The sequence below is a fragment of the bacterium genome, from assembly GCA_040755795.1.
Classification (GTDB): domain Bacteria; phylum UBA9089; class CG2-30-40-21; order CG2-30-40-21; family SBAY01; genus JBFLXS01.
Map to the genome: position 1 here is coordinate 1 of JBFLXS010000581.1, position 2,044 is coordinate 2,044.

Below are 2,044 nucleotides of genomic sequence, written 5' to 3' on the forward strand. Positions count from 1 at the left end.
TTCAACACGACACTAACTTTTGATGGATATTAATACAGGCATTAATAATCCTATCACTTAACTCTTCTTTTCTCCACTTCTCCATCTTCTCCCTTTCTCCTTATTTTTATCCTACCTGAACTCTTACGATTATGGCTTTAAGTGTATAAGGATTTACTCTTCTATGACGAGGAATGGTTACTCGATGAATCCCTTTAGACATGCCAATATGCTTACCTTCCTTAACTACTTTAAATCCAACCTTCAATAAAGCATTGACTACTCGTTCACACGACAGATCTGTAAAGAGCATTAGATTTTACCTCTACTTCATAGATAGAACCTTTAACTTCATCGGCGACCATCTGAAGATAAGTAACAATTGCATCCTGAATATTTTCTAAAGCCTCTTCCATAGTATCTCCTTGACTATGACAACCTGGAAGAAGAGGACAGTGAACATCATAACCATATTCGCTCTTATGCACCACTACCGGATATTTCATAGATTTGCCTCCTCAAACCTCTATCTCGAGAGGTAAAAACTCTTTTAATTTATCCACCACAATTTTTGTGATTTCCTTAAGTCTTTCTTTCGTTTTTGCCTCAAATCTTAAGACTAAAATAGGTTGCGTATTTGATGCTCTAATCAGGGCAAAACCATCTCCAAATAAAATTCTAATTCCATCAATATCAATCGTTTCATATTGCTGTTTAAAATAATTTTTAACTTCATTGACTATCTCAAATTTTTTAGTATCCGGGCAGTCGATTCTTATTTCAGGGGTTGAATGGTACTGTAGGATGTCTGATAATAGTTCACAAACACTCTTATCCGTATTTGATAAAAGTTCTAATAGCCTACAAGAGGCAAAGATAGCATCATCAAATCCAAGATAATTATCTCTGAAATACATATGTCCACTCATCTCACCCGCTAACAACGCATCATTCTCTTTCATCTTAGATTGAATATTGGGATAACCTGTTTTGCCCATAATAGGTGTTTCGCCATATTTTTTAATTTCATCAATTAGCGATTGGGAACATTTCACATCAAAGACCACCGAGATTTTTTTATCCGGAGGAATTTCTTGCAATGTCCGTTTCCTGACCATTTCACGGAAATAAAGTATAAGTAATTTATCTCCCCAAACAATAGAACCTTGATTATCAACAATCCCTATTCTATCTCCATCGCCATCGTATCCAATTCCTACCTCTGCCTTCTCTGAGATTACCTTCTTGCTTAAATCCTGCATATATTCGGTAACCGTAGGGTCAGGAAGATGATTTGGGAAGTTACCGTCTGGGGTGCAATATAACTCAATCACTTCACAACCAAGTTCTTTTAATAATTTAGTTGCTATCGGTCCCACTGTTCCGTTTCCTGCATCCACAACTATTTTGAGTTTTCGCTTAAGTTTTATTCTCTCTTTTATCGTTTTAAGATAATCATCTAATATATTTTTCTCTTCTAATTTTCCTTCGCCTGTTTTAAACTTGTTGGATTCAATTATTTCCCGGATAACCTGAACCTGTTCTCCAAATATAGCAGATGAGGTTTTACGGAGTTTAAAGCCATTAAATTCAGGTGGATTATGGCTGGCAGTGACCATAATTCCTCCATCTCCATTCAAATGAAGTACTGCAAAATAAAGAACGGGCGTTGGGCATAATCCAATGTCAATGACATTACATCCTGTTGAAAGAAGCCCTTTGATTATTCCGCCAGCCAGGTCTTTTGAACTTAAGCGATTATCCCTTCCAACGATTATATTTTTGCCCTCAATATATGTTCCAAATCCCTTGCCGATTTGTTCTGCTACTTCTATAGTCAAATCGTCATTTATTATTCCTCTGATGTCATATTCTCTAAACATAAGTGGATTAACCATTTCACTTCCTCCTTTTTGAAGTCCGAAATCATAAGAAATAGGTAACTATTCAGCATACCAAGCAAGTAGGAAGTAGGAAGTAGGAAGAGGGGAAAATACTTCATACTATTTTACTCTTAATTGATTTGATTAAACCTATAAGCATCCTACTCACTTCTTCAGATATA

At 35.9% G+C, this 2,044-nt stretch carries 3 protein-coding genes; all 3 read right to left on the reverse strand.

From position 1 onward, the window contains the following. Positions 1–106: 106 nt before the first annotated feature. Genes AB1414_19915 through AB1414_19925 form a run of 3 tightly spaced genes read right to left on the reverse strand, consistent with a single transcriptional unit; the run spans position 107 to position 1,877 of the window. Positions 107–292 carry a type II toxin-antitoxin system HicA family toxin gene (locus AB1414_19915; protein MEW6609679.1) on the reverse strand — a complete coding sequence of 62 codons (186 nt, stop codon included), beginning with the start codon at positions 290–292 and terminating at the stop codon, positions 107–109. Then, positions 267–485, reverse strand: a complete 219-nt coding sequence (locus tag AB1414_19920; GenBank protein MEW6609680.1) for a type II toxin-antitoxin system HicB family antitoxin — start codon at positions 483–485, stop codon at positions 267–269. Before AB1414_19920 ends, AB1414_19915 begins: the two co-directional genes overlap by 26 nt. A gap of 12 nt (positions 486–497) precedes the next feature. Beyond that, positions 498–1,877, reverse strand: coding sequence for a phosphomannomutase/phosphoglucomutase (locus AB1414_19925; GenBank protein ID MEW6609681.1), 1,380 nt, complete (start codon positions 1,875–1,877; stop codon positions 498–500). Between the last annotated feature and the right edge of the window lie 167 nt (positions 1,878–2,044).

Bases quoted from the DNA above. Each gene is read 5' to 3' on its own strand.
- AB1414_19915 (MEW6609679.1), bottom strand. From the start codon at position 292: ATGCTCTTTACAGATCTGTCGTGTGAACGAGTAGTCAATGCTTTATTG.
- AB1414_19920 (MEW6609680.1), bottom strand. From the start codon at position 485: ATGAAATATCCGGTAGTGGTGCATAAGAGCGAATATGGTTATGATGTT.
- AB1414_19925 (MEW6609681.1), bottom strand. From the start codon at position 1,877: ATGGTTAATCCACTTATGTTTAGAGAATATGACATCAGAGGAATAATA.